The organism is Pontibacter sp. HJ8, from assembly GCF_054824225.1.
On record NZ_JSYF01000017.1, the window covers coordinates 1 to 8,792 of the forward strand.

At 52.4% G+C, this 8,792-nt stretch carries 6 protein-coding genes; 4 read left to right on the forward strand and 2 right to left on the reverse strand.

The genetic code is table 11. The features are described 5' to 3' along the window. Positions 1–211: 211 nt before the first annotated feature. Together recR and OB13_RS00885 are read right to left on the reverse strand one after the other, a co-directional pair. Positions 212–820 (reverse strand): recombination mediator RecR, encoded by a 609-nt coding sequence (gene recR, locus OB13_RS00880; RefSeq protein ID WP_461488252.1) that lies wholly within the window; start codon positions 818–820, stop codon positions 212–214. An 11-nt stretch (positions 821–831) separates the two neighbouring features. Continuing rightward, complete coding sequence (locus OB13_RS00885) at positions 832–1,113, reverse strand: ATP-dependent Clp protease adaptor ClpS (protein WP_461488253.1); 282 nt, start codon at positions 1,111–1,113, stop codon at positions 832–834. 284 nt (positions 1,114–1,397) lie between these two features. On the opposite strand from OB13_RS00885, the gene OB13_RS00890 reads away from it, so the two are divergent. The 4 genes from OB13_RS00890 to OB13_RS00905 all read left to right on the forward strand — a co-directional run bounded on the left by OB13_RS00890 (position 1,398) and on the right by OB13_RS00905 (position 8,621). Beyond that, positions 1,398–3,584: a S9 family peptidase gene (locus OB13_RS00890; protein WP_461488254.1), complete on the forward strand. Its 2,187-nt coding sequence runs from the start codon at positions 1,398–1,400 to the stop codon at positions 3,582–3,584. A 155-nt stretch (positions 3,585–3,739) separates the two neighbouring features. Continuing rightward, positions 3,740–4,351, forward strand: coding sequence for a hypothetical protein (locus tag OB13_RS00895; RefSeq protein WP_461488255.1), 612 nt, complete (start codon positions 3,740–3,742; stop codon positions 4,349–4,351). A 3-nt stretch (positions 4,352–4,354) separates the two neighbouring features. After that, positions 4,355–4,897 (forward strand): hypothetical protein, encoded by a 543-nt coding sequence (locus tag OB13_RS00900; RefSeq protein WP_461488256.1) that lies wholly within the window; start codon positions 4,355–4,357, stop codon positions 4,895–4,897. Between the two features lie 430 nt (positions 4,898–5,327). Further along, the gene (locus OB13_RS00905; protein WP_461488257.1) at positions 5,328–8,621 is read left to right on the forward strand and encodes an amidohydrolase family protein; all 3,294 of its coding nucleotides are present in this window, start codon (positions 5,328–5,330) and stop codon (positions 8,619–8,621) included. The last annotated feature ends 171 nt before the right edge of the window (positions 8,622–8,792 follow it).

An 8,792-nucleotide genomic window follows, 5' to 3' on the forward strand; every position in this document is an offset into this window, starting at 1 on the left:
AGTAATTATTTAACATTAATACTATTTTCATACCTATTGGTTCCAATACTTACTAAATAAAATCATAATTTTTACCTGCTCGTTATAATTTCTCCATTACCACTGGACTGACTGAGCCAGGTAAGGCATTAACAGGCGCAAAAGGTATCGGGGTGCATAAAAAAAGGCTGCAGAGGATATCTGCAGCCTTTCAAAAGGTAAGCTTCTGTTTTTATACCTTCCCGTACGAGGTACGCTCTACGATGCTGCGTCCCAGGGTTATTTCATCCGTATATTCCAGCTCGCCACCCACCGGCACACCGCGTGCGATGGTGGTAATGCGTACCTGGTGGTCGCGGAGTTTGCGTGTCAGGTAAAAGGCGGTCGTGTCGCCTTCCATGGTCGGACTGATAGCCAACAGAATCTCTTTTACCTCCGAGTTGGGAAGGCGCTCCAGCAGCGACTCGATGTGCAGGTCCGATGGCCCTACTCCCTCAATAGGAGAAATTACGCCTCCCAGCACATGGTAGAGCCCTTTGAACTGCGACGTGTTCTCGATCGCGATCACATCGCGTATATCGCTCACCACGCACAGCAGGCTCCGGTCGCGCAGCGGATTCGTACAGATGCTGCAGACCTCTGTGTCCGAAATATTATGGCACTCCCGGCAATGCTTGACTTCGGTACGCATTTTTACCAGCGCTTCTGCCAACAGAAAGGACTCTTCCGATTCTTCTTTGAGCAAATGCAGCGCCAGCCGGAGAGCAGTCTTTCGGCCGATGCCGGGAAGCTTTGCCAGCTCCTCAACGGCATTTTCAATTAGTTTAGAAGGAAAATTCATCTAACCTCCTGCTACTCGATGTTGGCAGAAAGATCTTTATCATGAAGAGAGGTACACATACCTGCCAGCTCCTCATACGATCCCACCTTTACGGTACACTTGCCTTTGTAATGTATCAGTAGCGTGCACTGCTCCGCCTGTTCCGCCGTATGGCCGCATACCTTGATCAGTGTATTGATCACATGGTCAAAGGTATTTACGTCATCGTTGTACACGATCAGGTTACGCAGGTCGGTACTTTCCTCCAGCACAGCTACATCATCCTGATGTAAAATTTCTGTTTCAATATTCATACTGCAAATTTACAAATTTTTATAAAGCGATGGAAGAGTAAATGCTTTTAAACCAGTCCTTCCTTCACCTTTTCCTGCTTCGGAAAAAGGTACTGTTTAAAACAATCTAGTAAGGGGCTAAATTCCTGTATCCGCATCTATTTTTGACCTTATTTCACTACCTCCCGAAAACCCTGAACCTGAAATTAATGCCTCCAGCAGGCCCTATTTTTGCTCCTGAAGCGGAAACATGCTTTCTTGCAATACGATCTATACCTTGAACCTCCATCTTATACTTTATTTTTATGATGTTATACCATTCTATGAAGAGGCTGGCTTTCCTGGCCCTTCTCCTGGTCATTGCCCTGCAGGTGCAGGCCCAGCAGAAAATGCTGACCATGGAAGACGCCGTAATCAACCCGGAGCTGCAGCCTGAAAACCTGCGCCAGCTTTCCTGGATCGCCGGTACTGGCGACTATACCTACCTGCAGCCCAACGGAAACGAAACCGTGCTCATGCGGGGCAGCGCAGCCTCCTCCAAACCACAGCAGATCCTGACGCTGGGCCAGCTGAGCAAAGCCCTTGAAGCGGCAGGTGCCCAGCCGCTAAACAGTTTTCCGCAGCTTCAGTGGAAATCCGGCAACGACCTGATCCTCAATACCCAGAACAAGGTATACAGCTATGATCTGAAAACCGGCAAGGCGGCTGTGGTGACCAGCTATGCCGCCGACGCAGCGAATGTGGAATTGGATCCGACCTTGCAGCGCGTGGCCTATACCAAAGGCAACAACCTGTATGTGTCCGCTACGGGCGCACCGGATGTGGCGGTAACCGATGAAGCCGACGATGCGATCGTGAATGGCCAGGCGGCCCATCGATCCGAGTTTGGCATCAGCAAAGGCACCTTCTGGTCCCCTACCGGCAACAACCTCGCGTTCTACCGCATGGACCAGACCATGGTAACCGACTACCCGCTGGTGGACGTGGCGCCGCTTCCGGCACAGGTAAACAACATCAAATACCCGATGGCCGGCGGCAAAAGCCACCACGTGACTGTCGGCGTTTATAACCTGAATTCCAAAAAGACTACCTTCCTGAAAACGGGCGAACCGGCCGAGCAGTACCTGACCAACATCACCTGGAGCCCGGATGAGAAGCACCTTTATGTAGCGGTCGTAAACCGCGATCAGAACCACATGAAGCTGAACCAGTACGATGCGGCTACCGGCAGTTTTGTAAAGACGCTTTTTGAAGAGAAAAACGAGAAGTATGTGGAGCCGGAGCATGGCCTGTACTTTGTGCCGAACAATCCGGGGCAGTTTGTTTGGGTCAGTGAGCGCACGGGCTACGACCACCTATACCTGTTCAACACCGATGGCAAACTCATCCGCCCGCTTACCAAAGGCGACTGGATGGTGACCGATATCCTGGGTTTCAGCAAAGACGGGAAACAGCTGTTTTACAGCTCTACCGCCGAAAGTCCGCTGGAGCGCCATTTCTACAGCGTGAACCTCAAGAACGCCAAAACAAAGCGCCTTACGCAGGACAAAGGCATGCACAACGCCAGCCTGAGCCCGGACGGAAAATATATCCTGGACAACTACAGCAACCAGGCAACACCGCGCAAAATACAGGTGGTAGGAACAGACGGCAAACTGAAGCAAACGCTGCTCACTGCCAAAAACCCGCTGACAGACTATGCACTGGGTGAGACGACCATCACGACCCTCAAAGCAGACGATGGCACCGACCTGTATACCCGCATGATCACACCACCGAACTTTGATAAGAACAAAAAGTACCCGGTCGTGGTGTATGTGTACGGTGGCCCGCACCTGCAGCTGATCACCAACAACTGGCTGGGCGGCGCCAACCTCTGGATGCACCTCATGGCCCAGAAAGGCTACATCGTCTATACCATGGACTCCCGTGGTTCATCGGCCCGCGGGCTGGCCTTTGAGCAGGCACCTTTCCGCCAGATGGGCACCGTAGAAATGGCAGACCAATTACGCGGCGTGGAATACCTCAAGTCGCTGCCTTACGTGGACGCAAACCGCATGGGCATGCACGGCTGGAGCTACGGCGGCTTTATGACGACCACCCTCCTGTTGCGCTCCCCGGATACGTTCAAGGTAGGTGTGGCAGGAGGCCCGGTGATCGATTGGAAGTACTACGAGATCATGTATACCGAGCGCTACATGGACTCGCCGGAGCAAAACAAGGCAGGCTATGAACAGGCCAACCTGCTCAACCATGTGAAGAACCTGAAGGGCAAACTGCTCATGATTCATGGCACGGCAGATGACGTGGTGGTATGGCAGCACAGCCTTTCCTTCTTGAAGAAGGCAGTAGACGAAGGGATCCTGCTCGACTATTTTGTATACCCGGGCCATGCACACAATGTAAGAGGCAAAGACCGTGTTCACCTGATGCGCAAGATCACGCAGTACCTGGACGACAACCTCCTCCGGGACTCAGGTTCTACCCTCTAAAAGGCCTGCTGTAACCGGCAGAATTGTAAGCTGATTTTTGAGAAAAAATACTATTTGTCTAAATTAGCGGTCCGCATACCTCTCGTACAGGCATGCGGACCGCCTAAATGCTGCTTTATTCGTACGTGTCCCTAAGCACATGACCGGTTTACATTTTGAATACAAAAGCCAGCACCCTTCTGCAACATCCGGCAGGCAGAGTGGTCAGTAAAATAAAATTGTCGGACAGCAACAATGATTTGGCGTATTGGCTCGCTCAGTCTGCGGTAGCACGGCTCGCTGCTGCGGAGCACCTGCGCCAACAATACAGTATTTTAGTGAACATGGAGCTGAAGCACAATTTTAGAAATTTCATCAACCTCTTGAACACTTACCAGATAGAGTACATGGTGGCCGGAGGCTTCGCAGTTGCCCTCTACGGGTACCCCCGCTATACCGGCGACATCGACATCTGGATCAATCCCACTCCACAAAATGCCACTGTGCTGATTGGAGCACTTCAGGAATTTGGCTATAACGGGGAACAGGTCACTTTCGAAGACCTCACTACGCCGGATGTGGTGACCCAGCTGGGTTATCCACCCAACAGAATCGACATTGCCACTGGCCTGGCAGGCGTAAAATTTGCCGAATGCTGGAAGAACAAGGTTTCCATACCTTATGAAGACGTCGTGGCCAATTTTATCAGCCTCGAAGACCTGAAGAAAAATAAAAAAGCAACTGCCCGCCAGCAGGACCTGCTGGATCTACAAAATTTGCCGGACTAAGCTATGCCTGTTCCATCTGCCGCATTCAAACAGGCTGTCAAGAAGCTGAATGAAAAAGAAAAGGAAGCTATCATACTGAAGGCTGCCCGCCGCGATGCCGAGCTCTATGACCTGCTGGCTTACGAGCTGGGCGAGGTCACGCTGGAGGAGGTATACGAGCAGACCACCGATAAGCTGCACGAGCTCATGATGAGTACCAGCGGCCGCTACCTGGGCAAAGCCCTGACGAAATCGCTGCGAAAAGCTGTGAAAGAAATAGCCCGTTTCAAGCGCATTACCAAAGACGTACGCCTGGAAGCAGACCTGCACCTATACCTGCTGCGCCTCATTTTCGACAACTTCACGGGCCAGTTCGACAGCTACTACAAAAGCTTTTATACGGCCACAGCCCGACTGCTGCTGCGCACCACGCAGCTAATCACCAAGAACCTGCACGAAGACTACCACCTCGAGTACAAGGCCGAACTGGACAATTTCCTGGAGCAGATCCACAGCCGCAACAAGCCGCTGAGCTTTAAGCTACCTGCCACCTTTGAGGTGGAATAGTGGAAAAATAGGTATAGCAAAGTTGCTTCTCGGATATCCAAAGCCTCGCAACCATAAGTTGCCCTGCTTGCTTCAGGTATAGCCATGCCTTCACCTGATTGGACAGCATCCGGTTCGGCCGAGTGCATGTGTTAATGCTGTAGGGACAGGTCGCGACCTGTCCGAATCGTGCACAGGCAATCATGCACCAGCAATCGTTCCCAAACAACCTATCTAAATCAGGATAATCCAATACTCTATCAACCGTTCCTGTTCCACATTCCAGCCTATCGCCCGGACAGTTCGCGACCTGTCCCTACAGCGTAATTTGTGAATCATTACGTCTCCCCTAACACATCCTGAAAATCCTGATTCTGATAACTACTACCATAAGTCCCCTTAAATTCTTAGATTTGAGAATCAAACTTATCTAATCTACAAACACCCCGTAATGAAGAAACATACCTATCTGAGTATGTTCCTGGCCGCAGCGCTCGCTCTCCCTATTGGCGCAGCTTCAGCTCAGGACAAAAAAGAAGCGAAGTGGAAAGTGGACGAAGCCCGCGGTCCGCAAAAAGAAATCACCGTTACTACCGACGAAGGCACCTGGATGAGCCTGGACGTAAGTCCGGATGGCAAAGAGATCGTCTTCGATATGATGGGCGATATTTACATCATGCCGATGGCTGGTGGCAAAGCCAAATTGCTGCGCAGCGGCCGACCGTACGAGGTGCAGCCCCGCTTCAGCCCCGATGGCAAGCTCATTTCCTTTACGTCGGACGCAGGAGGCGGCGACAACATCTGGATTATGAAGCGCGATGGCTCGGACGCCAAGCAGATTACCAATGAGAATTTCAGACTGCTGAACAACGCTGTCTGGACGCCGGATGGCGAGTATATTGTAGCGCGCAAGCACTTTACGGCTACCCGTTCGCTGGGTGCCGGTGAGATGTGGATGTACCACCGCTCCGGCGGCACGGGCGTGCAGCTGACCAAAAAGAAAAACGATCAGCAGGATGCCGGCGAACCGGTATTATCGCCTGATGGCAAGTATGTGTATTTCTCCGAAGACATGAGCGGCGGCTCTAACTTCGAATACAACAAAGACCCGAACGGCCAGATCTACGTGATCCGTCGCGTGGACCGTAACACCGGTGAGATCGAGAACGTGGTGACCGGCAACGGTGGCTCGGCGCGCCCGGTTATTTCCCGCGATGGTAAGTACATGGCGTTTGTGCGCCGCGTACGCACCAAATCCGTGCTGTTTGTGCACGACCTGAAAACCGGCGAACAGTGGCCGATCTACGACAAGCTCGACCACGACCAGCAGGAAGCCTGGGCGATTTTCGGGGTATACCCTTACTTCTCCTGGACACCCGATAACAAGCATATCGTGTTCTGGGCCGGGGGCAAGATCAACAAAGTAGAAGTAGCTTCGCAGAAAGTAGCTACCATCCCTTTTGAAGCAACCGCCACCCACTACATTGCGGACGCCGTACGCCATGACTTCAGCAAGGAAGGCGTGGCACAAAAGCAATTCGCAGCCAAGGCCATCCGCCACGCGGTGACTTCTCCGGACGGAAAACTACTGGTCTTCAATGCGGCAGGGCACATCTATAAGAAAGAACTGCCAAACGGCAAGCCGGAGCGTGTGACCAACAGCAAAGATTTCGAATTCTATCCTGCTTTCTCCCCGGATGGCAAAACGCTGGTGTACTCTACCTGGGACGACACCAACTTTGGTTCGCTGATGAAAGTGGATATCCGCAAGAAGAACGCAAAGCCAACCAAACTGACTACGGAGAAAGGCTTTTATACCAATGCTTCTTTCTCTCCGAACGGCAAGCTGATTGTGTACAACAAGGAAGGCGGCAACAACCACATGGGCTATGCGCACGGTAACGAGCGCGGCGTGTACTACATGCAGGCTAATGGCGACAAGCCTACTTTTGTGCAGAAAGGCGGTTCCTCTCCTAAGTTCAACGCATCTTCGAACCGTATCTTCTTCACTGCCGGTGGCGGCGACAAGTATAGCTTTAAAAGCGTAGACCTGCAGGGCAAAGAAGAGCAGACGCATTATACCTCCAAGTATACCGACCAGTTCTACCCAAGCCCGGATAACAAGTGGATCGCTTTTGTGGAGCTGTTTAATGGTTACGTGGCGCCCTTCTCTGCGAACGGCGCCGGTATGGATCTGAGCGCTGAGACCAAGGCAATGCCAGTGGCCCGCTTCACCAAAGATGCCGGTACCAGCGTGCACTGGTCCGGTGACAGCAAGAAAGTAAACTGGGTATTGGGTGATGAGTATTTCTCCAATGACCTGAAAGACCGCTTTAAGTTTGTAGAAGGTGCTCCGGAAAAACTTCCGGCTATCGACACGACCGGTATCAAGATCGGCCTGGAGCTGAAAGCAGATATGCCGCAAGGCAAAGTTGCTTTCACCAACGCGCGCATCATTACCATGAAAGGCGATGAAGTGATCGAAGGCGGTACGATCGTAGTGGACGGAAACCGCATCGTATCAGTCGGTAAAGGTATAGCCGTACCGAAAGACGCCAAAGTGATCGACGCCAACGGCAAAACCATCATGCCAGGTATAGTAGATGTACACGCGCACCTGGGCACGTTCCGTAACGGCATGAGCCCGAAACAGCAGTGGTCGTATATGGCCAATCTTGCTTACGGTGTCACTACCACCCACGACCCCTCTTCTACCACCGAAATGGTGTTCAGCCAGTCGGAAGCCGTGAAGGCAGGCCATATGGTGGGTCCACGGATCTTCTCTACCGGTACAATCCTGTACGGAGCTGATGGCAACTTCAAAGCCGTGATCAACAGCCTGGACGATGCCCGTTCGCACCTGCGCCGCATCAAAGCGGCCGGTGGTTTCTCAGTGAAGAGCTACAACCAGCCACGCCGTGAGCAGCGCCAACAGGTGATTCAGGCAGCCCGCGAACTCGACATGACCGTGGTACCGGAGGGCGGTTCTACCTTCTTCCACAACATGAGCATGATCCTGGACGGCCACTCAGGTATAGAACACAACATCCCGGTTGCTCCGCTTTACAAGGACGTGGTGGAGGTATGGAAAGCTTCTAAAACAGGCTACACCCCTACCCTGATCGTGAACTACGGTGCGCCCAACGGCGAGTACTATTGGTACCAGAAAACCAAGGTATGGGAGAAAGAGCGTTTGCTAAAGTTTACGCCCCGCTCGGTAGTGGATGGCCGCTCACGCTTTGTGACGCAGGTGCCGGATGAGGAGTACGAAAACGGCTACTTCGCTGTCTCCAGAGCTGCCAAAGCCCTGACGGATAATGGCGTGAAAGTGAACCTGGGCGCACACGGACAGCTGCAGGGCCTCGGTGCGCACTGGGAACTGTGGATGTTGCAGCAAGGCGGCATGACGAACCTTGAAGCACTGCGCGCGGCTACCCTGAATGGTGCCGAGTACCTGGGCATGGGCAAAGACCTGGGCTCACTCGAAGCCGGCAAACTGGCCGACCTGATCGTGCTGGACCAGAACCCGCTGGAGAACATCCAGAACTCCGAGCATGTGAAGTATACGATGGTGAATGGCCGCCTCTACGACGCTGCTACAATGACTGAAGTTGGCAACTACGACACCAAGCCAGCTAAATTCTGGTGGGAAAACAGCAAGTACGCCACCGCTTTCGACTGGCACGAAGGCACCGACACCCGCCATGAAGGCATAGCAGGGGATCATTGCACTTGCAGGCATTAAGAATAAGTATAAGCCAAAACAAAACGGCCACTCCTACAGCAGGAGTGGCCGTTTTGTATTAGGAAGGTATGAATTATCAGAATCTGAATTTACATGATTTTAAAATGGCCTATACCCCAGAATTAACAGGATTTTGCTACACCGGTTCCAACCACCCCTGCCCCTCAGAGC